The organism is Sphingomonas degradans (assembly GCF_053502645.1).
Genome location: NZ_CP177172.1, coordinates 3,615,412 through 3,637,306, shown reverse-complemented (window position 1 = coordinate 3,637,306; position 21,895 = coordinate 3,615,412). Strand labels below are relative to the sequence as shown.

General features: G+C 68.4%; 23 protein-coding genes. 15 read left to right on the top strand and 8 right to left on the bottom strand.

What is annotated here, in order from left to right; translation table 11 throughout:
* Positions 1–46 precede the first annotated feature (46 nt).
* Positions 47–871, top strand: a complete 825-nt coding sequence (locus tag ACG3SL_RS16655; RefSeq protein WP_448662284.1) for an NAD(P)-dependent oxidoreductase — start codon at positions 47–49, stop codon at positions 869–871.
* Here ACG3SL_RS16655 and ACG3SL_RS16650 read toward each other — a convergent pair.
* The 4 genes from ACG3SL_RS16650 to ACG3SL_RS16635 all read right to left on the bottom strand — a co-directional run bounded on the left by ACG3SL_RS16650 (position 781) and on the right by ACG3SL_RS16635 (position 5,937).
* A complete protein-coding gene (locus ACG3SL_RS16650; RefSeq protein ID WP_448662283.1) occupies positions 781–1,698 on the bottom strand; it encodes a DMT family transporter in 918 nt (305 codons plus the stop codon). The genes ACG3SL_RS16655 and ACG3SL_RS16650 overlap by 91 nt on opposite strands.
* On the bottom strand, positions 1,695–2,696 hold the full coding sequence (locus ACG3SL_RS16645) for a threonine aldolase family protein (protein WP_448662282.1): 1,002 nt from the start codon (positions 2,694–2,696) through the stop codon (positions 1,695–1,697). The genes ACG3SL_RS16650 and ACG3SL_RS16645 overlap by 4 nt, the downstream gene beginning before the upstream one ends.
* A gap of 321 nt (positions 2,697–3,017) precedes the next feature.
* Entirely contained in the window at positions 3,018–5,135 is a 2,118-nt protein-coding gene (locus ACG3SL_RS16640) for a transglycosylase domain-containing protein (RefSeq protein WP_448665155.1), read from the bottom strand.
* 235 nt (positions 5,136–5,370) lie between these two features.
* Complete coding sequence (locus ACG3SL_RS16635) at positions 5,371–5,937, bottom strand: HNH endonuclease (RefSeq protein ID WP_448662281.1); 567 nt, start codon at positions 5,935–5,937, stop codon at positions 5,371–5,373.
* Between the two features lie 98 nt (positions 5,938–6,035).
* On the opposite strand from ACG3SL_RS16635, the gene ACG3SL_RS16630 reads away from it, so the two are divergent.
* The 6 genes from ACG3SL_RS16630 to ACG3SL_RS16605 all read left to right on the top strand — a co-directional run bounded on the left by ACG3SL_RS16630 (position 6,036) and on the right by ACG3SL_RS16605 (position 11,290).
* Positions 6,036–6,998, top strand: coding sequence for a glutamyl-Q tRNA(Asp) synthetase (locus ACG3SL_RS16630; RefSeq protein ID WP_448662280.1), 963 nt, complete (start codon positions 6,036–6,038; stop codon positions 6,996–6,998).
* A 21-nt stretch (positions 6,999–7,019) separates the two neighbouring features.
* A complete protein-coding gene (locus tag ACG3SL_RS16625; protein ID WP_448662279.1) occupies positions 7,020–7,247 on the top strand; it encodes a twin transmembrane helix small protein in 228 nt (75 codons plus the stop codon).
* Positions 7,248–7,488: 241 nt separating this feature from the next.
* On the top strand, positions 7,489–8,046 hold the full coding sequence (locus ACG3SL_RS16620) for a cob(I)yrinic acid a,c-diamide adenosyltransferase (protein WP_448662278.1): 558 nt from the start codon (positions 7,489–7,491) through the stop codon (positions 8,044–8,046).
* A 52-nt stretch (positions 8,047–8,098) separates the two neighbouring features.
* Positions 8,099–9,388, top strand: a complete 1,290-nt coding sequence (egtB, locus tag ACG3SL_RS16615) for an ergothioneine biosynthesis protein EgtB (RefSeq protein ID WP_448662277.1) — start codon at positions 8,099–8,101, stop codon at positions 9,386–9,388.
* A 1-nt stretch (position 9,389) separates the two neighbouring features.
* Positions 9,390–10,367, top strand: coding sequence for an L-histidine N(alpha)-methyltransferase (gene egtD, locus ACG3SL_RS16610; protein WP_448662276.1), 978 nt, complete (start codon positions 9,390–9,392; stop codon positions 10,365–10,367).
* Between the two features lie 53 nt (positions 10,368–10,420).
* Positions 10,421–11,290 (top strand): 3-hydroxyacyl-CoA dehydrogenase NAD-binding domain-containing protein, encoded by an 870-nt coding sequence (locus ACG3SL_RS16605; RefSeq protein WP_448662275.1) that lies wholly within the window; start codon positions 10,421–10,423, stop codon positions 11,288–11,290.
* Here ACG3SL_RS16605 and ACG3SL_RS16600 read toward each other — a convergent pair.
* Together ACG3SL_RS16600 and ACG3SL_RS16595 are read right to left on the bottom strand one after the other, a co-directional pair.
* Positions 11,287–12,150, bottom strand: a complete 864-nt coding sequence (locus ACG3SL_RS16600; RefSeq protein ID WP_448662274.1) for a PilZ domain-containing protein — start codon at positions 12,148–12,150, stop codon at positions 11,287–11,289. The two genes, ACG3SL_RS16605 and ACG3SL_RS16600, sit on opposite strands and share 4 nt — an antisense overlap.
* A gap of 215 nt (positions 12,151–12,365) precedes the next feature.
* Positions 12,366–13,682 (bottom strand): NupC/NupG family nucleoside CNT transporter, encoded by a 1,317-nt coding sequence (locus ACG3SL_RS16595; protein WP_448662273.1) that lies wholly within the window; start codon positions 13,680–13,682, stop codon positions 12,366–12,368.
* Between the two features lie 96 nt (positions 13,683–13,778).
* Here ACG3SL_RS16595 and ACG3SL_RS16590 point away from each other — a divergent pair, with 96 nt between their 5' ends.
* The 6 genes from ACG3SL_RS16590 (at position 13,779) to ACG3SL_RS16565 (ending at position 17,628) form a co-directional block, all read left to right on the top strand.
* Entirely contained in the window at positions 13,779–14,462 is a 684-nt protein-coding gene (locus tag ACG3SL_RS16590) for a queuosine precursor transporter (protein WP_448662272.1), read from the top strand.
* A 37-nt stretch (positions 14,463–14,499) separates the two neighbouring features.
* Entirely contained in the window at positions 14,500–15,399 is a 900-nt protein-coding gene (gene argB / locus ACG3SL_RS16585) for an acetylglutamate kinase (RefSeq protein ID WP_448662271.1), read from the top strand.
* A gap of 87 nt (positions 15,400–15,486) precedes the next feature.
* Entirely contained in the window at positions 15,487–15,783 is a 297-nt protein-coding gene (locus ACG3SL_RS16580; RefSeq protein ID WP_448665154.1) for a YggT family protein, read from the top strand.
* Positions 15,784–15,789: 6 nt separating this feature from the next.
* On the top strand, positions 15,790–16,092 hold the full coding sequence (locus ACG3SL_RS16575; RefSeq protein WP_448662270.1) for a DUF167 domain-containing protein: 303 nt from the start codon (positions 15,790–15,792) through the stop codon (positions 16,090–16,092).
* On the top strand, positions 16,089–16,964 hold the full coding sequence (gene folD / locus ACG3SL_RS16570; protein ID WP_448662269.1) for a bifunctional methylenetetrahydrofolate dehydrogenase/methenyltetrahydrofolate cyclohydrolase FolD: 876 nt from the start codon (positions 16,089–16,091) through the stop codon (positions 16,962–16,964). Before ACG3SL_RS16575 ends, folD begins: the two co-directional genes overlap by 4 nt.
* 22 nt (positions 16,965–16,986) lie before the next feature.
* Positions 16,987–17,628 (top strand): MarC family protein, encoded by a 642-nt coding sequence (locus ACG3SL_RS16565; protein WP_448662268.1) that lies wholly within the window; start codon positions 16,987–16,989, stop codon positions 17,626–17,628.
* Here ACG3SL_RS16565 and ACG3SL_RS16560 read toward each other — a convergent pair.
* Positions 17,585–19,492 (bottom strand): AcrB/AcrD/AcrF family protein, encoded by a 1,908-nt coding sequence (locus tag ACG3SL_RS16560; protein ID WP_448665153.1) that lies wholly within the window; start codon positions 19,490–19,492, stop codon positions 17,585–17,587. The genes ACG3SL_RS16565 and ACG3SL_RS16560 overlap by 44 nt on opposite strands.
* A 77-nt stretch (positions 19,493–19,569) precedes the next feature.
* Here ACG3SL_RS16560 and ACG3SL_RS16555 point away from each other — a divergent pair, with 77 nt between their 5' ends.
* Positions 19,570–19,992 carry a GtrA family protein gene (locus ACG3SL_RS16555; RefSeq protein WP_448662267.1) on the top strand — a complete coding sequence of 141 codons (423 nt, stop codon included), beginning with the start codon at positions 19,570–19,572 and terminating at the stop codon, positions 19,990–19,992.
* Positions 19,992–20,723: a class I SAM-dependent methyltransferase gene (locus ACG3SL_RS16550; protein WP_448662266.1), complete on the top strand. Its 732-nt coding sequence runs from the start codon at positions 19,992–19,994 to the stop codon at positions 20,721–20,723. The genes ACG3SL_RS16555 and ACG3SL_RS16550 overlap by 1 nt, the downstream gene beginning before the upstream one ends.
* Positions 20,724–20,819: 96 nt before the next feature.
* On the opposite strand, the gene ACG3SL_RS16545 is transcribed toward ACG3SL_RS16550, so the two are convergent.
* On the bottom strand, positions 20,820–21,845 hold the full coding sequence (locus ACG3SL_RS16545) for a glycosyltransferase family 2 protein (protein ID WP_448662265.1): 1,026 nt from the start codon (positions 21,843–21,845) through the stop codon (positions 20,820–20,822).
* Positions 21,846–21,895 lie beyond the last annotated feature (50 nt).

The following is a 21,895-nucleotide window of genomic DNA, read 5'->3' as shown; positions in this document are numbered from 1 at the left end:
GCACGTCCGCTCTCCCCTTTTCGCGTGCGCGCCCTATACCGCGCCCATGCGGTTGCTGATTTTCGGTCCCGGTTACACGGCCTCGCGCATTGCCGACGCCCTGCGCCCGCGCGGTGCCCGGATCGTCGCGGTGCGGCGGGGCGACTATGCCGATCCCGACCGCGTGGCGTTCGAGATCGCCCACGCGACGCACATCCTGTCCAGCGTGCCCCCCACCGAGGCAGGCGACCCCGTGCTCTCCGCTTTCGGCCCTGCCATCGCGGCATCGGGGGCGTGGATCGGCTATCTCTCGTCCACCGGCGTCTATGGCGACAGCGGCGGGGCGTGGGTGGACGAAGGCGCGCCGCTGAAAGGACGCCGTGGCCCCCGGCTGGCGGCTGACGCGGCATGGAGCGCGCTGCCCGGTGCCCGCGTGTTCCGGCTGCCCGGCATCTATGGCCCGGGTCGCTCGGCGCTGGAGCGAGTGGCGGCGGGGCAGGCGGTGCGGGTGGCTGTGCCGGGGCAGGTGTTCAGCCGGGTGCATGTCGACGACATCGTCAGCGGCGTGATCGCCGCGTTCGACGGGCCACCGGGCGCCTATAACCTCGCCGACGATCTGCCGGCGCCGCACAGCGACGTGCTGGCTTATGCCGCGACGCTGCTTGGCCTGCCGCCCGGTCCCGAAATCCCGCTCGACGCGGCGCAGCTCAGCCCGCAGTCGCGCGCCTTTTATGCCGAGAATCGCCGCGTCGCGAATGGCAAGGCGCGCCGCCTGCTCGGCTGGCGCCCGGCCTATCCGACTTACCGGTTGGGCCTGCGCGCCCTCAGCGCGATGACCAGCCCCACGCCCGCCAGCGCCGCGCCGCCCACCGCCAGCGACGACCAGCGATAACCTTCGTACAGCGTCGACAGCAGCATCGCGATCACCGGGATCAGCACGCTGGTATAGGCCGCCTTGGCCGGCCCGATCGTGCGGATCAGCTGGAAATAAAGGGGGAAGCTCAGCGCCGAACCGACCACGCCCAGATAGGCGATCCCCGCGACATAGCCCCAGCGCGCCTCGAAGCTCGGCGGCCCGACCGTGACGAACGCGAAGCCCGCGTCGATCGCCGCGCCGCCCAGCATCGCCCAGCCCAGCACCGTCGACATGGGATAGGCGCGCGCCACGCGGGTCGCCTGCATCACATTGGCGACCGACGCAGACAGCACGCCCGCCAGCGCCAGCCCGATGCCGATCATCGCCTCATGCGGGCCGACCGGGCTCAGCCGCGCCTCGTGCACGAACAGCAGCGCGACGCCTGCCATGGCGACGGCGGAGCCGAGCAGCAATTGGCCCCCCATGCGCTGCCCCAGAAACACCCGCGCCAGCAGCGCATTGGGCACCAGCAACAGCGCATAGACGATCGCCACCACGCCCGACGTGATGTGCCCTTCGGCGCGATAGACGAAGTTGAAGTTGAGCACGAACTGCGCGCAGCCCAGCGTCAGCGCAAAGGCGATGCCGCGTCCGCCCAGCCGCACCCCGTCGCCCCGGATCGCGGCCCAGATCAGCATCACCACGCCCGCGACTGCGAATCGATAGCTGACCGACCAGGAGGGCGGAACCACGGCGATCTGGTCCTTGATGACCAGCCAGGTCGATCCCCAGATCAGCGTCACCAGCGCGAACGGCAGCAACACCGACAGCCGCGTCGAGCGAGGCGGGGTGGCAAAAGTCACAGCGCGGCGATCGCGTCGGCCAGCGGCTGCACGGCCTGTGCGCTGTGATTCCACGACGTGACCAGCCGGATTTCTCCCGGCGCCCAGTCGTAAAAGTCGAACCCGGCGGCGCGCAGCCGCGCCGCGTCCTCGGGGCTGGCCTTGAGGAACAGCTCGTTCGCCTGCACCGGATGGACGAGCCGGTCGCCCGCCGCCTGCGCCAGCGCCTGCGCGGCCGCATTCGCCGCGCGGGCATTGGCCAGCCACACATCGTCGGCCAGCATCGCCAGCAGCTGCGCGGCCAGATAGCGCCCCTTGGACAGGAGCAGCCCCGCGCGCTTGCGGCGCATCAGCGTAGCCTCGGCCAGGTCGGTGTCGAAGAACACGAGCGCCTCGGCGCTCATCGCCCCGTTCTTGACGAAGCCGAAGCTCAGCACGTCCACCCCTGCGCGCCACGTCACGTCGGCGGGGTGGCAGCCAAGGTGCGCGACGGCGTTGGCAAAGCGCGCCCCGTCCATGTGCAGCCCCAATCCCCGCGCCCGCGCCAGCGCGCCGATCGCCGCCACGTCGTCGGGGGCATAGACGAGGCCGTACTCGGTCGCGTTGGTGATCGAGATCGCGTGCGGCTGGACCCGGTGGACGTCGTTGGCGATCGCGTCGATGACGGCGGCGATCCCGTCCGGGGTCAGCTTGGCGCCCGTTCCCTCGGCCAGCATCAGCTTGGCGCCATGCGTGTAGAATTCGGGCGCGCCGCACTCGTCATTCTGGATATGCGCATCGCGGTGGCACACCACCCCGCCATAGGGCGGACACAGCGCCGCCAGCGCAAGCGCATTGGCGGCCGTGCCCGACGGCACCCACAGCGCGCGCACCGGGCATTCGAACAACGCCGAAAACTGCGCATCGAGCGACTTCGACCAGCGATCGCCATCATAGGCGGTGTCGAGTTCGTTCACATCCGCCATGGCCGAGAGGACCTGACGGCAGACCGGGGCGGCATTGTCTGAGAAAAAGCGCATGGCGTGGCTTTGCGGGAAGCCGGGGGGTGCGGTCAACCGGGGTGGGGTGGGCTGTGGTTCACGCGAAGGCGCGAAGGCGCGAAGAACATAATCCTTCCCCGCAAGGGCAGGGCTGTCGCATATGGGCCGTAGTCCCCCTCACCCTTCCCACCGCCTTCGGCGGCGGGCCCCTTCCCTCTCCCACAAGGGGAGAGGGAGAGAAGGCGCTATGCTCCCTCTCCCCTTGTGGGAGAGGGAGGGAGCCGCGAAGCGGCGGAAGGGTGAGGGGGACTTCAGTTCAACTGCGATAGCCCTGCCTTGGCGGGGGAGGATTCGGCAAGCCTACTCGAACAACCCCCCGCCTTGCCCGCGCCCACCGGGCTCGCGCGTGCGGTCGCGGTCGTCCCTGCTGCGCGGGGCGTCGCGGCGGTCGCCATAGCCGCCATCGGGGTCGTCCTGCGGGCCCAGCACTTCGGTTTCCACCGGCGATCCGCGCAGCGCACCGTCGATGCCGTTGAGCACGTCGTCCAGCGTCACCGCGTCTTCGCTCACGTTCTCGACCTCTTCCACCGGCTCGGGCGGGGGCAGGGTCAGGTTGAGCGCGCGGACCATGAAGTCGCGCCATACGCGTGCGGGCAGCCCGCCGCCCGCCAGCCCGGCGATGGGCGAATTGTCGTCGTTGCCGATCCACACGCCCACCACCAGATCGCCCGCATAGCCGACGAACAGCGCATCGCGGCTGTCCTGCGTCGTGCCGGTCTTGCCGAACGTGGGGATGGGCAGCGCCGCGCCGCGTCCGGTGCCCGATTGCACCACGCTGCCCAGCATCGATCGCAGGTCGTCCAGCTCGCCGCCCGGAAAGCGCGTCGCCGCGCCCAGCCGTCGCGCCAGCCAGTCATCGGCCGAATCGTCGTTGCTCAGCCCCACTGGGCGCACCGGATAGCTGCCATTGGCGATCGCCGCATAGGCGGCGGTCAGTTCGAGCAGCGATACCCCCGACGTGCCCAGCGCGATCGACGCTTCGTTGGCGATCGGGGTGGAGATGCCCAGATCGCGCGCGGCGCGGATCACGTTGCCCACGCCGATCTTGGCGGTCAGCCGCGCCGCGACGACGTTGCTCGATTTGGCGAATGCCTGGCGCAGCGTGATCCGCCCGGCATAGCGCCCATCGCTGTTGGTGGGGGACCATTCGCCGATCGTCACGGGCTCGTCGTCGACCATCGTGTCGGGCGTCATCCCGCTGCGCAGCGCCGCGAGGTACACGAACAGCTTGAACGCCGATCCCGGCTGGCGCCGCGCCTGGGTGGCGCGATTGAACGGGCTTTCGCGGTATTTGCGCCCGCCCACCATCGCGACGACGCGCCCGTCGGGCCGCATCGCGACCAGCGCGATCTGGCTGCCGCGCAGCCCGGCGGCCTTTACCGCGCGCTCGGCGGCCTGCTGGATCGGTGTTTCCAGCGTGGTCCGCACCGTCTGTTCGGTCGCGACGCCGCCGGCGCGGTCGCGTGCCTGGGGCAGCACCCAATCGGCGAAATAGGTGCCGTTGGGCAATTCCTCGCTACTGCTCACCTTCAGCACGGCGGGGCGGATGCGCGCCGCCTCCGCCTCGGTAATCAGCCCCGCGTCCGCCATCGACGCGATCACCAGCTTCTGCCGATCGCGCGCGCCCTTCAGATTGCCGGTGGGCGCCAGCCGGCTCGGCGCCTGCACCAGCCCCGCGAGCAGCGTCGCCTGGCTGATCGTCAGATCCTCGGGCGCGCGGCTGAAATAATGCTGCGCCGCCGCGCGCAGCCCGTACACATTGTCGCCGAAATAGACGTTGGACAGGTAGCGCGAGAGGATTTCCTCCTTCGACAGCCATGCCTCCAGCCAGAAGGCGATCAGCACTTCCTGGAACTTGCGCGTCGCGGTGCGCTGCTGCGTCAGGAAGGCGTTCTTCGCGAGCTGCTGGGTGATCGTGCTGCCGCCCTGCGATCCGCCGCTCGACGTCGCGTTGTGGAACGCGGCGCGCAGGATGCCGCGCGGGTCCACGCCCCAATGGCCGTAGAAGCGCCGGTCCTCGATCGCGACGAATGCGTCGCGGACATGCTTGGGCAGCTTGGTCGCGTCCACCGGCGTCGCGATCACGGCGCCGCGCCGCGCGATCGGATCGCCTTCGGCCGACAACAGCGTGATCGATGGCGGGGCGGGCGGCTGGAGCGACTTGGACAGCGGCGCGGTGATCGCCAGCCACGCGACCGCAATTACGAACAACAGGATCAGCGCCGCGATGCCGCGCGAAATCCATTGCCAATAGTTGCGCCGGCGCAACGCGGGCACGTTGCTGGCATAGGGCTCGGCGCCCGCATCCGGGCGATCGCCCGGGGGCGGTGGTGGTGGCGGCGGCGGAGATGCAGCTGCGCGGCGCCAGAAGCGCGCGCGCGGTGGGGTGGAGGGCTCTATCGGCGCAGGCGGCGGCATCGCGTCGCCGCGGGCCAGCGGCGGCGGCGTTGTGCGCCATGCCCCGATGTCGCGCGGGCGCGCGGGCGTCTCCCCCGCCTCGGGCTCTGCCTGCCGCCGTAGCGGAAAGCGGGCATCCATATTGCCGGGTTCGCGCGCCATCAGCGCCTCCTAGACGCAGTGGCGCACGGGGAAAAGCGCAACTCCATGGTGTGTTGTTACGATAATACGGTCGGGCGCGCAACGGCCCGGCGATTCAGGCCTCCAGCTCGACGTCCCAATAGAGCCAGTCGTGCCAGGTTTCGTGGAGGTGGTGCGGGGGAAAGCGGCGGCCATGTTCCTGGAGCTGCCAGCTGGTGGGGCGGATCGGTTCGATATGGAGCGGCATCGCGGCCTGTTTCGGCGTCCGCCCGCCCTTTTTCAGGTTGCAGGGGGCACAGGCAGTGGCGACATTTTCCCAGGTGGTGCGCCCGCCCTGGGCGCGGGGAATGACATGGTCGAAGGTCAGATCGCGCGGGGACCCGCAATATTGGCAGGTGAACTTGTCGCGAAGGAACAGATTGAAGCGCGTGAAGGCGGGGAAATTGGACGGTTTGACATATTGTTTGAGCGCGATGACCGAAGGTAGCCTCAGCCTCGCGCTGGGACTTCGGACTTCGCGTTCGTAATAGGAAACGACATCGACCCGGTCGAGGAACAGCGCCTTTATCGCCGTTTGCCAGGGCCATACGCTCAGCGGATAATAGCTCAGCGGCGTATAATCCGCGTTCAGCACCAGCGCGGGGCAGCTATCTGGATGGCGGATCACATCGGGATGATACATACGCTCCCTCGCCCTGGTTGTTCGCCAGCCTCCCTGCCGGGAAAGCGTGACGCCAGCATGACAGCATATGCCGCGACTCGCGGTCAAGGGCCGGTTCGATGATTATCCACACCCGCTTCGCGCCCAGCCCCACCGGGCGCCTGCATCTGGGCCATGCCTGGTCGGCGGTCCAGGCGCACGATTTCGCCCGCGCCGCCGGCGGGCGCTTCAGCCTGCGGATCGAGGATATCGACGGCACCCGCAGCCGCCCCGAGCATGTCGACGCGATCCTGCGCGACCTGGAATGGCTGGGGCTGGAATGGGACGGGCCGGTTACGTTCCAGTCGCAGCGGCTGGCGCTGTACGCGCAGGCGCTCGACCGGCTGCGCGGGCTGGGGCTGCTCTATCCCTGTTTCTGCACCCGCGCCGACATCGCCGCGAGCCTCAGCGCGCCGCACGGGCCGGACGGCGCGCTGTATCCCGGCACCTGCCGGGGGCTGGCGGCGCCCGATCTTTCCCGCCCGCACAGCTGGCGGCTGGACATGACGCGGGCGCTCGCAATCCTCCCCGGCACGGGGAGGGGGACCGCCGCCGAAGGCGGTGGTGGAGGGGGGCTGCGGCAAGGCACTCTGCTTGTGGCGCTCCCCCTCCACCAGCCTGCGGCTGGCCCCCCTCCCCGTCCCGGGGAGGAACTGACGTGGCACGATGCCCTGGCCGGCACCGTCGTCGCCGACCCTGCGTCGCATGGCGACGTCGTCCTCGCGCGCAAGGACGCGCCCGCCAGCTACCACCTTGCCGTGACGGTGGACGACGCGGCGCAGGGGATCACCCATGTCGTGCGCGGGGTGGACCTGTTTGCCGCCACGCATGTCCACCGCCTGCTCCAGGCGCTGCTCGACCTGCCCGTCCCCGAATACCGCCACCACCCGCTGCTGCTCGGCCCCGATGGCACCCGCCTTGCCAAGCGCCACGGCGCGCCCAGCCTGGAGGCGATGCGGCTGGCGGGGCAGGACGGGCGCGCGCTGGCCGATCAGTTGCGGTCCGGCCGGCTGCCGGTTGGAATCGTCGCCGCACCGGCGTAGAATGGTGCAAAGGAGTCACCCATGTTGTTCCTCGCCATCCTGCTCGTCGCCGCCGTCGCCGCTGTGATTTTCGTCCTCATTCGCGGGCTGGTGAACATGGCCGGGACCACCACCACCGACCTGGAAGGCGAAGGCCCCAGCGAACGCGCCCTCAAGTCGAACAAGCTGATGCAGCAGCGCGTGCTGCTCCAGGGCGTGGCGATCGCGATCATCGCCCTGATCCTGATGATCGCTTCGTCCAAGGGGTGATTGCGGGCGGAGGGTCGACTTGCCGGGGACCTTTCCCTTCTTTCGGGAGGCTTTCCTTCTTTTTTTCGTCATGCTGAACTTAGCATCCATCGGGCAACAGGCTGCGTCCCCGCCCGTGGAGGGTTGGATGCTGAAACAAGTTGAGCATGACGGTTTGAAAAGGGCCCTTGGGTGCGACCCAAGACCCGTTCCCACCCAAACCCCGCTTTCGCCCCGCCGCCACAGCGCGTAAGGCGCTGCCATGGTAAAGCTGAACAAGATCTACACCCGCACCGGCGACGATGGCACCACCGGGCTGGTCGATGGCTCGCGCGTGTCGAAGGGTGATCCCCGGCTGGGCGCGATGGGCGATGTCGATGAGGCGAACAGCGCGATCGGCGTGGCGCGCGCGGCGCTCGGCCCCGGCGCGCTGTCCGACATGCTGGCGCGCATCCAGAACGACCTGTTCGATCTGGGCGCCGATTTCGCCACGCCGCTGGAAGTGGCCGGGGGCTTGCGCATCGTGCCCTCGCAGGTCGACTGGCTCGAAGAGCGCATCGATCACCTCAACGCCGCGCTGGATCCGCTGACCAGCTTCGTGCTGCCCGCCGGCGATCCCGCTGCCGCCGCGCTCCACCTTGCCCGCGCGATCGTGCGCCGCGCCGAGCGCACTGCCGTCGCCGCCGCGCAAGTCGTGGCTTTAAGTCCGAACGCGATCACCTATCTAAATCGCTTGTCGGATCTGTTGTTCGTTGCGTCGCGTGCCGTGAACCTAAATGCGGGCGGGGACGTTCTGTGGGTTCCGGGAGCCTCGCGATAGATGCGTTGAACATGGCTTGACGCGCGTGCTGCCGTCAAGTTAGGAGAACATAATGCGAACAGAAAGCGATTCAGAACCGGCTTCCTGTCCGCTTGCGGCGCAGTTCTCCCGGGTGCGCGGGCTCAGCACCGCGCTGGTCGCGACGCTTTCCGATGCCGATGCGACGATCCAGTCGATGGACGATGCCTCGCCCGCCAAATGGCATCTGGCGCATACGACCTGGTTCTTCGAAACCTTTGTCCTGCGCGATCATGTGCCCGGCTATCGGCTTCACGACGAGCGCTTCCCGTTCCTGTTCAATAGCTATTACGAGGCAGAGGGCGCGCGCCATGCCCGGCCCGCGCGCGGCATGTTGTCGCGCCCGTCGCTCGACGAAATCCGCGATTGGCGCGCGGCGGTGGACACGGCGTTGCTGGCTGCGCTTCCCGATCTGCCCCCGGCGGCGACGGCGGGGGTCGCGCTGGGGTGCAACCATGAGGAGCAGCATCAGGAACTGCTGCTGACCGACATCCTCCATCATTTCTCGGTCAATCCGCTGGAGCCCGCCGTCTGGCCCGGCGCGCCCAAGGTGCCCGTGGCGATGCCCGGCCCGATCGGCTGGATCGAAGGGCAGGCGGGCCTGGTCGACATCGGCCTCAACCAACCCTCAACTTCCTCAACATTTTCGAGCCGCGCGCCCTTTGCGTTCGACTGCGAAGGCCCGCGCCACCGCGCGCTGCTCCACCCCCATGCGCTGGCCGACCGCACCGTCACCAACGGCGAATGGGCGGCGTTCATCGCCGATGGCGGCTATGCCGATCCGCGCCATTGGCTGTCCGATGGCTGGGCCTGGGTTCAGGCCAACGCGATCGTGGCGCCGCTGTATTGGCGGCGCGAGGGTGCGGGCTGGACCCGTTTCGGGCTCGACGGCCGCCGCCCGGTCGATCCCGCAGCACCCGTCACGCATGTCAGCCTGTACGAAGCGGACGCCTATGCCAGCTGGGCGGGCGCGCGGCTTCCGACCGAATTCGAGTGGGAAGCCGCCGCTGCGGCGTATGATTCGAGCGGCGGCAACCAGCTCGACACTGCCGGCCCGGTCGAGCCGCGCCCGTCGCCGGGCGGACCCGCGTTCTTCGGCGATGTCTGGGAATGGACCGGGAGCGCGTACCGCCCTTATCCCGGCTTTCGCACCGCCGAGGGTGCGGTCGGCGAGTATAACGGCAAGTTCATGAGTGGCCAGTTCGTGCTGCGCGGCGGCAGCTGCGCCACGCCGCGCGGCCATGTCCGCGCCGCCTATCGCAATTTCTTCTATCCCCATCAGCGCTGGCAATTCACCGGCGTCCGGCTGGCAAAGGACCTCTGATATGCTCAAGCAGGAAGCCGAGGACGGCCAGTCCAGTCTAGCCGATCCCAATTTCCGCCACGACGTGCTGACCGGGCTGTCGATGCGGCCGCGCGCCATCCCCGCGCGCTGGTTCTATGACCGGCGCGGGTCGGAGCTGTTCGAGGCGATCACCGACCTGCCCGAATACTACCCCACCCGCACCGAAACCGCGCTGCTCGAACAGGTCGGCCCCGATCTCGCCGGGCTCTCGGCGCAGGGCGCGGCCGTGGTCGAATTCGGATCGGGATCGTCGACCAAGACGCCGCTGGTGCTGCGCGCGATCAACCCCGGTGCCTATGTGCCGATCGACATTTCGGGCGATTTCCTGCGCCAGTCGGCGGCGGACCTGTCCCAAGCCTTTCCGGGACTGCCGGTCTATCCGGTCGAGGCCGATTTCCTGCGCCCGGTGCCACTGCCCGAACAGGTGGCTGGCCTGCCGAAGCTGGGCTTCTTCCCCGGATCGACCATCGGCAACATGAATGCGTGGCACGCGGTCGACCTGCTGCGGGCGATGCGCGAATGGCTGGGCGAGGGGGCGCGGCTGCTGATCGGGATGGACCGCGTGAAATCGCCCGACATCCTGGTTCCCGCCTATGACGACGCGCATGGCGTGACGGCGGCGTTCAACCTGAACCTGCTCGACCGGATCAATCGCGAGCTGGCGGGGACGATCCCCGTCGATGCCTTTCGCCACCGCGCCCTGTGGAACGAAGGTGCGGCGCGGATCGAAATGCATCTGGAGGCGCAGCGCGACGTGAACTTCACGGTCGAGGGGCGGCCCTTCGCAATGGCGGCGGGCGAGACGATCCACACCGAGAACAGCCACAAATACGGCCCCAATGGCGCCCGCCAGCTGCTGCGTGCGGGCGGCTGGACCCCGGTTGCCGAATGGACCGATCCGAAGGACTGGTTCGCGCTGATCCTCTGCGAAGCCCAGCCGCTGCGCCGCGCGCCCTAGCCGTGGGCGCCGTCAGGCGGTAACGGAGCAGGCAACAACGGCAGGAGCAGGCGATGAAGACGGTAGGCGTGATCGGTGCGGGACAGATGGGCGCAGGGATTGCGCAGGTCTCGGCCCAGGCGGGCTATCGCGTGCTGCTCTCCGACGTCGATCAGACCCGGGCCGACACCGGCAAGGCGGGCATCGCCAAGCAGCTTGCCCGCGCGGTGGACAAGGAGAAGATCAGCGCCGCCGACGCCGAGGCCGCGCTGGCGCGGATCGAGCCGGTGGCCGATGTCTCTGCCATGGCCCCGTGCGAACTCGTGATCGAGGCTGCGACCGAGCGCGAGGCGATCAAGCGCCAGATCTTCGAGGCGGTCGGCAAGGTGCTCGGCGCCGACGCGATCCTGGCGAGCAACACCTCGTCGATTCCGATCACTCGGCTGGCGCAGGCGTCGCCCGATCCGGCGCGCTTCATGGGCGTGCATTTCTTCAATCCGGTGCCGGTGATGGGCCTGATCGAGCTGATCCGCGGCCTTGCCACCTCAGACGCGACTGTCGCCGCGGTCGAGGCGTTCGGCCAGTCGCTGGGCAAGCGCATCGTCCACGCCAATGACGCGCCGGGCTTCATCGTCAATCGCGTGCTGATGCCGATGCTCAACGAAGCGTGCTTCGCGCTGGGCGAGGGGGTGGCGACGATTCCCGATATCGACGCGGCGTGCCAGCTGGGGCTCAACCACCCGATGGGGCCGTTCACGCTCGCGGACTTCATCGGCCTAGACACCTGCCTGGAAATCACCCGCGTCCTGTTCGAAGGCACCGGCGACCCCAAATTCCGCCCCGCGCCGCTGCTGGTCAAATATGTCGAAGCCGGCTGGTATGGCCGCAAGACCAGGCGCGGCTTCTATGACTATACGGGCGCGGAGCCGGTGCCCACGCGCTAGGCCAGCGCGGGAACGCGCTGGTGCGGGGCGATCGGCGCGGTCTGGCGCTCCACTGCCCAATGCGCCAGCGTGTCGAACGGGATCGATGCGTGGAAGGCGATGCCCGCCCGGCCGCGCCGCGCCCAGACGACGCAACCGGGGCGCGCGTCCATGCCGCCCACCATCAGCGTCACGGGCTGGCCGGGCCGCAGCCCTTCGGCCTCGACCTTGGCGCCGCCCTGCGACACGTCCAGCAGCGTGGCGGGAGAGCGGTCATAGCCGATCAGCACGCTCGCGCCGCACGGTACATGGACTCGCGGCATGCGCTGGACCCAGTGGCTGGCAACGCAGTGCGGGCCGTTGAGCACGTCGGGCACATCGATCCGCGTCGCAAAATGCACGCCGATCCGGTTGTCCTGCGACCAGACGACTTCGCCCTCGATCACATGGCCGGATCGCATCTCTACCGTCACCGGCTTGCCGGGCGGCAGCGCCACCGGTACCTTGGCCATCATCCCGCCGGGGGAGAGGTTGCGGATCAGGCACAGGCTTTCCAATGCGTCCCAGCGCAGGATTGCCGAGCGGAACACCCTGAGCGTGTCGCGGTCGTCCGCGCGCCGATCGGTGGTTTCGACCGCAGCGAGGCGCGGGCGCGCCTTTGGCGCGTTGGTCGCGGTGGGCGCGGCGACGGGCAGCGGCTCGGCGGGAAGCCCGGCCAGCAACGCCTCGGCATTGCGCAGCGCAAAGGGCAAGGGCGTATCGGCACCCGGCACCGGGAACGCGGCGACCAGGCAATCGCGCAGCCAGCCGATATCGGGGGCGGCGGCTGCCTGGGCTGCGGCAACTTCGGGTTCGTGGCGGGTCCGCGTACGCTCACTCATATACTCGCTCCGGCTAGTTGCTAGGAGGAGGCATGCATCGCTGCGGGGGTAAGGCTCGTTCGTCTCCACTCCCCACAGATGGCAAGCGCGACCCGCTCCCACCCGAAACGCCCGTGGGACTTTTGACCCATCCGGCGGACAGGCGCACCCGGCGCCCGTCCAATCTTCACTAATTGGAAGGGGTTAACGAAAGGTAAATCGCGCGTCCGGCGCGCTCAGGGCAGCAACAGCCCCGCCAGCGCCGCGCTCATCAGGTTGGCCAGGCTGCCCGCGATCAGCGCGCGCACGCCCAGCTTGGCGATCATCGGGCGCTGGTTGGGCGCCAGGCTGCCGGTCGCCGCCATCTGGATCGCGATCGAACTGAAATTGGCGAATCCGCACAGCGCGAAGGTGATGATCGCCCGCGTGCGCGGCGCGATGTCGGTCATGCCGCCCAGGTCGATAAAGGCGACGAATTCGTTGAGCACCAGCTTGGTGCCGAACAGCCCGCCCGCCGCCGTCGCCTCGTGCCACGAAATGCCGAGCAGGAACATGATCGGGGCAAAGATCGTGCCGATGATCTTCTGGAAGCTGAGGTCGGTCAGATAGGTCTGTGCCCAGCCATGCACGCCCGGCCCGAAACTGGTCGAGAGCGAGACCAGCGCATTGCCCGCGCCGCCCAGCAGCCCGTTGGCAAGTGCCACCAGCGCGACGAACGCCAGCACCATCGCGCCCACCGCCACGGCGATCTTGACGCCGGTCGATGCGCCCATCGCCGCCGCCATGATGAGGTTGGCCGCGCGCTCTTCCTCCAGGTCGTGCTCGGCGACCTTGATCAGCTCTTCCTCGGGATCGTCGCCCAGCGCCAGCTCGCCCGCCGGGGGCGTCAGGTCGTCGGGCATGATGATCTTGGCCATCAGCAGCCCGCCCGGTGCCGCCATGAACGATGCCGCGAGCAGATAGGGCAGCGATGCCGGCCCCAACAGGCTGGCATAGGCCGCCAGGATCGTCCCCGCGACGCCCGCCATGCCGACGCTCATCACCGCGAACAGCTGCGACGGGGTAAGCCGCGCCAGATAGGGGCGGATGACCAGCGGCGATTCGCTCTGCCCGACAAAGATGTTCGCGGCGGCGCACAGCGATTCGACCTTGCTGGTGCCCACCACCTTTTCGATGCCGCCGCCGATCCAGCGCACCACGAACTGCATCACCCCCAGATGGTACAGGATCGAGACGAGCGCGGCGAAGAAGATGATGACCGGCAGCGCGGCAATCGCGAAGCTCTGTCCGCCCAGCTCGGGCCGGGCCAGCGGTCCGAACAGGAAGCTGGTGCCCGCCGCCGCATAGCCGAGCAGCGCGGATACCCCGTTCGACATGCCGTGCAGCGCCGCCTGCCCCCACTGCGTGCGCAGCACCAGTATCGCGATTCCCGCCTGGAGCGCGAAGGCCGAGCCCACCACGCGCAGCCGGATCGCCCGCTTGTTGCTGGAAAGCACGAAGGCGAGGGCGAGGATCGCCAGAACGCCGAAAATGCCGATCGGAAAATGATTCAACTGCCAGACCCCGGAACTGCGAACGCAGCCGCCGACAATACACGCTGCGTCCGAAGGGACTAGCGAAAACCCCCGCAATGTCGTTAGCATCCTGCGATGGACAATTTCCGCCCCGCGATCACGCGCTCGCTCTTCGTCTTTTCGATCTTCTATGGCGGCATGGTCTGCATCGCCGGCGTGCTGGGCAACAAACAGGTGTCGCTGGGTCCGGTGTCGCAGATCGGCACGCTGGTCGGCGTGGGGCCGCTGGCGGTCGAGGCGGGGATCTTCGCGTTCCTGCTGCTCGTCGCGGTGTCGAGCGCGGTCGCCGAGCTGCACGGTCCGGGCACGGCGCGGCGGCTGGTGGTGTTCGGCTTCATCCCGCTGGTCACGTCGGTGCTGCTGTCGCTGCTCGTGCTGCGCCTGCCGGCCTCGCCCAGCATGGAGCCGCACCGGATCGAGGCGTTCTCGATGATGATGGGCGCCACGCCGCGCATCTGGCTGGGCGGGATCATCGCCTATGGCATTTCGCAGATCCTGAACGTCACGATCTTCAGCGCGCTGAAGGCGGGCGGTGGCGGGCTGCTGTGGCTGCGCGCGGCGATCGCCAGCGTGCTTAGCCAGATCACCGACACGCTGATCTTCATCAGCGTCGCTTTCTACGGCGTCTTCCCGATCGGCGAGCTGCTGGTGGGGCAGATGCTGACCAAGGTGGTGCTGTCGGTGGTGCTGGTGCCGCCGCTCATCTACCTCTTCGTCGCGATCGGCCGCGCGCTGGACGGGCGGCGTCCGTATCGCTGACATTGCGATACGGCCGCGTCGCGCCTAGATGCGCGACATGACCGACAACGCACCCGATCCGGCGCTGCTCGCCAAGGCCGAGACTCTCACCGAGGCGCTGCCCTATCTCCAGCGCTATGCCGGCGCCACGTTCGTCGTGAAATATGGCGGCCACGCGATGGGCGACCCGGAGCGTCAGCGCGATTTCGCCGAGGATGTCGTGCTGCTCAAGGCGGTCGGCATCAACCCGATCGTCGTCCATGGCGGCGGCCCCCAGATCGGCGCGATGCTCAAGCGGCTGGGCGTCGAATCCGAGTTCGTCGGCGGCCTGCGCGTCACCGATGCGGAAACCGCGCGGATCGCCGAAATGGTGCTGGCGGGTTCGATCAACAAGGAAATCGTCGGCTGGATCGGCCAAGCGGGCGGCAAGGCGGTGGGTATTTCCGGCAAGGATGCCGGGCTGGTCACTGCGCGCAAGGTCGAAGGCCGCGCGCCCGACAAGCTCCAGGGGATCGAGCGCCATGTCGACCTGGGTTTTGTCGGTGAGCCGGTGGCGGTCGACGCCGCGATCCTCAAATCGCTCGCGGCACAGGGGTTCATCCCCGTGGTCGCCCCGATCGCGATGGGCGCCGATGGCCATACCTACAACATCAACGCCGACACCATGGCCGGCGCGATCGCCGGGGCGTGCGGCGCGCAGCGCTTCTTCCTGCTGACCGACGTGGCCGGCGTGCTCGACAAGTCGGGCGAGCTGATGACCGATCTCGATCCGGCGGGCATTGCCGCGCTCAAGGCGGACGGCACCATATCCGGGGGCATGATTCCCAAGGTCGAGACCTGCGTGTCGGCGGTCGAGGCGGGAGTGGACGCCGCGGTGATCCTCGACGGGCGCGTCCCCCATGCGATGCTGCTCGAAATTTTCACCCGGCGGGGCGCAGGCACGCTGGTTCACGCCTGATCGGCCGGGCAGGGTTGTCGCGCTGGCGCCCTTTCCTGTATTCCAGCGCCATCAGAGCCCGTGGAGACACAATTGGCCTTTCTCATCATGCTCCTCACCATCGTCAGCTTCCTGCTGACGATCTTCACCTACGTCATCGTGGTGCAGGCGATCCTGTCGTGGCTGCTCGCGTTCAACGTCATCAACACGTACAATGATTTCGTCCGGGCACTGTGGAACGGGCTGCGCGTGGTGACCGAGCCGGTCTATCGCCCGATCCGGCGCTTGCTCCCCGATTTCGGGGCGCTCGACCTGACGCCGCTGATCGTGCTGCTGATCCTGTATATCCTCAACAACATCGTGCTTCCCACGATCGCCGGGCAGCTCGTCAGCGCGAGCTATTGAGGCGCTGTGCCGGCATGGCGTGAAGCGGCCGGCGGGATCGAGATCGCGGTCCGGGTGACGCCGCGCGCGTCGCGCGACGCGCTGGCGCCTGGCACGCCCGATCATTTCGCCGCGCGCCTCGCCGCGCCGCCGGTGGAGGGCGCCGCCAATGCCGCGCTGGTCCCGCTGGTCGCCAAGACGTTTGGCGTGCCGCGCCGCGCGGTCACGCTGATCGCGGGCGAAACCGCGCGCCTCAAGCGGCTGCGCATCGAAGGCGATACGGCAGCGCTGGCGGGAATCGCCGCCAGCCTTTATGGGGCGGCGGCATGAGCGCAGAATTGATCGACGGTAAGGCATTCGCGGCGGGGCTTCGCGCCCGCATTGCGGAACAGGTTCCCGCATTCCAGGCGGCGACGGGGCGCGTCCCCGGGCTGGCCGTGGTGCTGGTGGGCGAGGATGCGGCGTCCGCCGTCTATGTCCGCAGCAAGGGCAAGGCCACGCGCGAAGCGGGGATGGCGAGCTTCGAGCATCGCCTGCCCGCCGATGTCGGCCAGGCCGATCTGATCGCGCTGGTGGACCAGCTCAATGCCGATCCGGCGGTGGACGGCATCCTCGTCCAGCTGCCCTTGCCCCGGCATCTGGATGCACAGCAGGTGCTGTTGCGGATCGATCCGGACAAGGATGTCGACGGCTTCCATCCCGTCAATGCCGGGCGGCTTGCCACCGGGTTGCCGGGCTTCGTGCCGTGCACGCCGCTGGGGTGCCTGATGCTGCTCCAGGACCAGCTGGGTGACCTGTCGGGCCTCGACGCGGTGGTGATCGGCCGCTCGAACATCGTCGGCAAGCCGATGGCCGCGCTGCTGACCGCGCAGAGCTGCACCGTCACGGTCGCGCATTCGCGCACGCGCAACCTGCCGCATTATCTGGCCCATGCCGACATCGTCGTCGCGGCGGTGGGCATCCCCAATTTCGTTAAGGGCGAGTGGATCAAGCCGGGCGCGACGGTGATCGACGTGGGAATCAACCGCGTCGATGGCGCGCTGACCGGCGATGTCGATTTCGATGGCGCGGCGTCGGTCGCCGCTGCGATCACGCCGGTGCCGGGCGGGGTGGGGCCGATGACCATCGCCTGCCTGCTGCGCAACACGCTGGTCGCCGCGCATCGCCGTGCGGGCGTGGCGCTGGACGAGGCTGCCGTCTGATGCGCGGCGCGGGGGGCGCGGCATGATCGAGCTGTTCATCTCGGCGTTCGTCACCTTCTTCGTGGTGATCGACCCGCCGGGTTGTGCCCCCATCTTCGCCGGGCTGACGGCGGGGACCAGCGTGGCGCATCGCCGCGCGATGGCGATGCGCGCGGTGGTGGTCGCCGCGATCATCCTGTTCGGCTTCGCGCTGTTCGGCGAAGCGCTGCTCCACGCGCTGGGCATCAGCCTGCACGCGTTCAAGATCGCGGGCGGCATCATGCTGTTCCTGATCGCGCTGGAAATGGTGTTCGAAAAGCGCACCGAGCGGCGTGAAGAGCGTGCGGAGAAGGTCAAGGCGGCCGAACCCGCCGACATCTCGATCTTCCCGATGGCGATGCCGATGATCGCCGGGCCGGGTTCGATCGCGTCCACGATGCTGCTCATGTCGCAGAACAACGGGATCGAGCGCACCGCCGTGGTGCTCGCGGCGATGGCGTCGATCCTGGCGCTGACGCTTGCCGCTTTGCTCGCCGCCGGCCCAATCATGCGCGTCGTCGGCGCCAAGATCGAGGCGGTGGTGTCCCGCCTGCTCGGTGTGCTGCTCGCCGCGCTGGCGACTCAGTTCGTGATCGACGGGATCACGGCCTCGCTGATGGTCGGGCGGGCGGCTTCGGGGCAGTAAGCGCCCGGTCGTTCTTCGGGTCGTTGGGCAGGTCGTAGCGGATCCGCCACAGCCGGAAGGGCGAATTCGCCGGCAGCGCCATCGGCTCCAGCCAGTTCGGCACCTGTCCGCGATAGAGCTGCGCGAAAAATCCCTGCGGCGCGCGCGCGCGGTACACCGTCGATTCCGACATGTCCGGGCATATCAGCAGATACGTCGCCCGGTGGCGCGCCGCGATCGGGCGGAACGCAGCGGCAGTGCCGGTAAAGGCGTGGTGCACGTCCAGGATCGCCGCGCCGTTGCGGTGATAGGGGCCGGCGATCGCATTGTGGTGCGTGACGACGATCAGCCTTGGCCCCAGATCGACATGGGTGAACATCGTCGCGGGGGCAAAGGCGTTGAGCGGGCGCAGCGACGTAGTGCGCGCGCACGCCGCATTGGCCTTTGCCACCTTGTCCGGCGTACCGCTGGCGCGGGCGCCCTTCTGCCCCGGCAGATAGGGCAGGGCCAGCCCCGCAAACAGCCCCGACAGCAGCAGGAATGCGCCCACCGATCCCAGCACGCGCACGGCCACGCCCAGGATGCGCGCAGGCCCCTCGCCGATCCAGCGGGCGAACAGCGGGCCGCGCCGCAGGAACCAGGGCACGACGATCCACACCAGCGCCGCCGCACCCGGCACCGCCAGCATCTGCGCCGCCGGCGCCGCGCGGATCTGCCAGGTCAGCATCGCCCCGGCAAAGGCCGCGAACAGCGCGATGCCCGCCCAGGGCACTGCCGCCGGGGTACCCCGCGCACGCCACGTCGCGATGGCGGCGCCCAGGATGCCGATGATCGGCAGCACCGCCATGGTGAAGCCGGTCTTGAACGTCTGGCGAAAGATCGGCCGCGCCTCGCGGACATTGTTGAGCCAGGTATTGGCCAGCTCGTCGGATACCTGTTCGGGCCGGCCCAGGCATTGCGGGAACAGCAGCACGAATCCAGCGACGATTACCGCCCCCGCCGCGCCCGCCAGCGCCAGCCGCACCCAGCGTGCTCGTAGCGGCGCCAGCGTCAGCGCGAACAGCAAGGCGCCGGCAACCACCATCACGCTCAGCCACACCGGCGTGAGCGCGTCGCAGCGCAGCACCTGGTTCGCATTGGACGCGAACAGCGCGAAACCCAGCGCCGAACCGCCCGCCAGCGTCAGCCCATAGGCGCGCAGCCGCGGCGCATCGCCCGCTTCCCAGACCCAGCGCAGCGCCAGGATCGCCCCTGCCATCGCGCAATAGGGCAGCATCTCCAGCCCGATCGTCAGCGACAATGCGCTGGCGATGCCCACTACTGCGCCGCCGCGCGCGCGCGCCGGATCGGCCAGCCCCGCCACGGTCATCGCCAGACAGGCGAGCTGCCAGCCATGATGGTCGATCCGCATCGGCATATACATCGCCAGCGTCGATGCGCAGCCGAGCAACAACACCATCGCCAGCGGCCAGCTATAGGGCGCGATCAACCGCCGTACGGTGAGCGCCAGGCCGGTCATGGTGATGCCCAGCGGCAGCAGCGGCGCGATGCCGCACGCCCATTTCTCTGCCGCCGCCGTGCCCAGCAGCGGCTTGAGCAGCAGGATCAGTCCCGCGATCGGCAAATCGACGAAGCGCGACCAGTGGATGTCGAACCCGCCCATCGCCGGATCGAGGCGATATTGGCGCAGGTCGTACCAACCCTGTCCGGCCAACAGCGCCCGCACCTGCATCAGCCGGACGTTGTCGTCGGTATCGCCCAGCATCAGCCAATAGATGTTGCCCTGCCGCTGGATCAGGAACCACGCGACGGTGCACGCCCAGAATACGAGCAGCCACTCGCTCCAGCGCCGGTCCAGTTCCTTGTCGAGGCGAAAGCCCGCCATGCCGCTCAGCTTCAAAATCGCTTTCCTCTCGCCCCCCTTTCGCATTAGGGCGGCGCCTTGCGCGAGGGCAAGCGGAAGTGACGGCAATTCATCGACGGATCCAGTCGCTGCGGGACAGCGGCCTGCTGGGGCAATTGATACGGTTCGGCATCGCGGGGGGCATCACCACTGCGCTCTACACCGCTGTCTATTCGCCGCTCGCCGCGTACAAGATAACGTCGGAACAGGTCGCCAATATTTGTGGCTATCTGGTCGCGATGGGATCCGGCTGGCTGATCCATGGCAAATGGAGCTTTCGCGGCCACGGCGCGCGCGCGTCGCAGACGACGTGGCGGTTCTTCGTCGTGTCGCTGGTCAGCTTCGGCATGAATACGCTATTCGTGTGGATATTAACCGATGATGCGATGCTGGCGGGGCCGTGGTGGTGGCCGCTGATTCCCATCCTGTTTGTCACGCCGCTGGTTACATTCGCTCTCAACCGCCTCTGGGTATTCGGATAATGGATCGCGTAGTTTACGACCGCATGGCTGCGCACGACACCACCCATTGGTGGTATCGCGCCCGCCGCGACATCCTGTCGCACTATCTGGAGCGCTGGGGCGGCCTGCCCGCCGATGCCCGCATCCTCGAAATCGGCTGCGGCACCGGGCACAACCTGCCGATGCTCGCGCAGTTCGGCGACGTCGACGCGATCGAGATCGACGAGACGGCCCGCGCCTTTGCCAGCGAACGGCTGGGCAAGCCGGTGGGATCGTCGCCGCTGCCCGAACTGACCGGGGTCGCGCCGGGCAGCTACGATCTGGTCGCGGTGCTCGACGTGGTCGAGCATGTCGAGGACGACGTCGCAGCGCTTCGGGCGATGGCGACCGCGCTCAAGCCCGGCGGCAAGATCCTCATCACCGTGCCCGCGCACCAATGGATGTGGAGCGCGCACGACACGGTGAACCACCACAAGCGCCGCTATTCCAAGGCGACGCTGGTGGCCGCGCTCGACAAGGCAGGGCTGGAGTATCGCAAGCTCGGCTGGTTCAATTCGCTGCTCTTCCCCGCCGCCGTCGCCGCGCGTGTCGCGGGCAAGTTGACCGGCAAGGACGACAGCGACGATTCGCCGCCGCCGCGCCTGCTCAATACGATCTTCGAGAAGATATTCGGTATCGAGCGGCATCTGCTCGGTCGCGTGCCGCTGCCGCCCGGCCTGTCGCTGATCGTGCTGGCGTCGCCGAAGCGTTAATGTGCCCCCGCGAAAGCGGGGGTCCAGGGCATCGGGGACAGAGCGTGGGGCTCTGGACCCCCGCTTTCGCGGGGGAACGGCCTTTTGGCCGAAGCGCTACTCCGCCGCCTCGCTGCGCACCGCCTGCGGCGATACGCTGACCGCGCCCGAATCCTCGAAGCGATAGCCGAGCGAGGCGTGGCCCTGCACCGGTCCCGCGACATCGGCGACCAGGTACAGCGGGCGCCGCTTCGATTCGACGTACAGCCGGCCCAGATACTCGCCGATCATCCCCAGCACGAACATCTGCACCGCGCCCAGCACCACGACGACCAGCATGGTCGAGGTCCAGCCCTGGATCGCATTGCCCATCAGCCACGCGACGACGATGTAGAGCACCAGCAGCACCGACGCGGCGGTCAGCAGCAGCCCGACATGGCTGGCGAAGCGCAGCGGCGCAGTGGAAAAGCCGGTGATCGCGTCCAGCGCGAAACGGATCATCTTGGCCAGCGGATATTTGCTCTCGCCCGCATGGCGTTCGTGCCGGTCATAGACGAACGGCACCTGGCGAAAGCCGATCCATGCGACCATGCCCCGGATGAAGCGCGCCTGTTCGGGCAGCGACAGGAACGCATCCAGCGCGCGCCGCGACATCAGCCGGAAATCGCCGGTGTCGAGCGGGATCGGCGTGTCGGTGATCCGGTCGAGCGCGCGATAGAAGACGGCGGCGGTCAGCTTCTTGAAGATGCTCTCGCCCTCGCGCTTGCGGCGCACGGCATAGACCACGTCGGCGCCCTGCGACACCATCGCGGCGCGCATGTCGGTCAACAGCTCGGGCGGGTCCTGCAAATCGGCGTCGATGATGAGGATCTGTTCGCCCGCGCACAGGTCCAGCCCGGCGGTCAGCGCCAGCTGGTGGCCATGGTTGCGCGACAGGTTGATCGCGACAAGGCGCGGGTCGGCGGCGCTCAGCCGCTGCATCACCGGCCAGCTCGCGTCCTTGGACCCGTCGTTGACCAGGACGATTTCATAGCTGTCCCCCACTGCCGCGCGGGCCGCCGCCGAGACGCGCGCGTGCAGCATCTCGAGGCAGGCCTCTTCGTTGTAACAGGGGATGACGACGGAAAGTGCAGGCCGTTTCATGGGTTGATGCTCTAGCGCCCCGCTGGCCCGCCGTCATGCGCCTTTTCGTT

What these genes read in the sequence shown, in the direction of transcription:
- ACG3SL_RS16655 (WP_448662284.1), top strand. Translation starts at nt 47, where the DNA reads ATGCGGTTGCTGATTTTCGGTCCCGGTTACACGGCCTCGCGCATTGCC.
- ACG3SL_RS16645 (WP_448662282.1), bottom strand. Translation starts at nt 2,696, where the DNA reads ATGCGCTTTTTCTCAGACAATGCCGCCCCGGTCTGCCGTCAGGTCCTC.
- ACG3SL_RS16640 (WP_448665155.1), bottom strand. Translation starts at nt 5,135, where the DNA reads ATGCCGCCGCCTGCGCCGATAGAGCCCTCCACCCCACCGCGCGCGCGC.
- ACG3SL_RS16635 (WP_448662281.1), bottom strand. Translation starts at nt 5,937, where the DNA reads ATGTATCATCCCGATGTGATCCGCCATCCAGATAGCTGCCCCGCGCTG.
- ACG3SL_RS16630 (WP_448662280.1), top strand. Translation starts at nt 6,036, where the DNA reads ATGATTATCCACACCCGCTTCGCGCCCAGCCCCACCGGGCGCCTGCAT.
- ACG3SL_RS16625 (WP_448662279.1), top strand. Translation starts at nt 7,020, where the DNA reads ATGTTGTTCCTCGCCATCCTGCTCGTCGCCGCCGTCGCCGCTGTGATT.
- ACG3SL_RS16620 (WP_448662278.1), top strand. Translation starts at nt 7,489, where the DNA reads ATGGTAAAGCTGAACAAGATCTACACCCGCACCGGCGACGATGGCACC.
- egtB (WP_448662277.1), top strand. Translation starts at nt 8,099, where the DNA reads ATGCGAACAGAAAGCGATTCAGAACCGGCTTCCTGTCCGCTTGCGGCG.
- egtD (WP_448662276.1), top strand. Translation starts at nt 9,390, where the DNA reads ATGCTCAAGCAGGAAGCCGAGGACGGCCAGTCCAGTCTAGCCGATCCC.
- ACG3SL_RS16605 (WP_448662275.1), top strand. Translation starts at nt 10,421, where the DNA reads ATGAAGACGGTAGGCGTGATCGGTGCGGGACAGATGGGCGCAGGGATT.
- ACG3SL_RS16600 (WP_448662274.1), bottom strand. Translation starts at nt 12,150, where the DNA reads ATGAGTGAGCGTACGCGGACCCGCCACGAACCCGAAGTTGCCGCAGCC.
- ACG3SL_RS16590 (WP_448662272.1), top strand. Translation starts at nt 13,779, where the DNA reads ATGGACAATTTCCGCCCCGCGATCACGCGCTCGCTCTTCGTCTTTTCG.
- argB (WP_448662271.1), top strand. Translation starts at nt 14,500, where the DNA reads ATGACCGACAACGCACCCGATCCGGCGCTGCTCGCCAAGGCCGAGACT.
- ACG3SL_RS16580 (WP_448665154.1), top strand. Translation starts at nt 15,487, where the DNA reads ATGCTCCTCACCATCGTCAGCTTCCTGCTGACGATCTTCACCTACGTC.
- folD (WP_448662269.1), top strand. Translation starts at nt 16,089, where the DNA reads ATGAGCGCAGAATTGATCGACGGTAAGGCATTCGCGGCGGGGCTTCGC.
- ACG3SL_RS16565 (WP_448662268.1), top strand. Translation starts at nt 16,987, where the DNA reads ATGATCGAGCTGTTCATCTCGGCGTTCGTCACCTTCTTCGTGGTGATC.
- ACG3SL_RS16560 (WP_448665153.1), bottom strand. Translation starts at nt 19,492, where the DNA reads ATGGCGGGCTTTCGCCTCGACAAGGAACTGGACCGGCGCTGGAGCGAG.
- ACG3SL_RS16550 (WP_448662266.1), top strand. Translation starts at nt 19,992, where the DNA reads ATGGATCGCGTAGTTTACGACCGCATGGCTGCGCACGACACCACCCAT.
- ACG3SL_RS16545 (WP_448662265.1), bottom strand. Translation starts at nt 21,845, where the DNA reads ATGAAACGGCCTGCACTTTCCGTCGTCATCCCCTGTTACAACGAAGAG.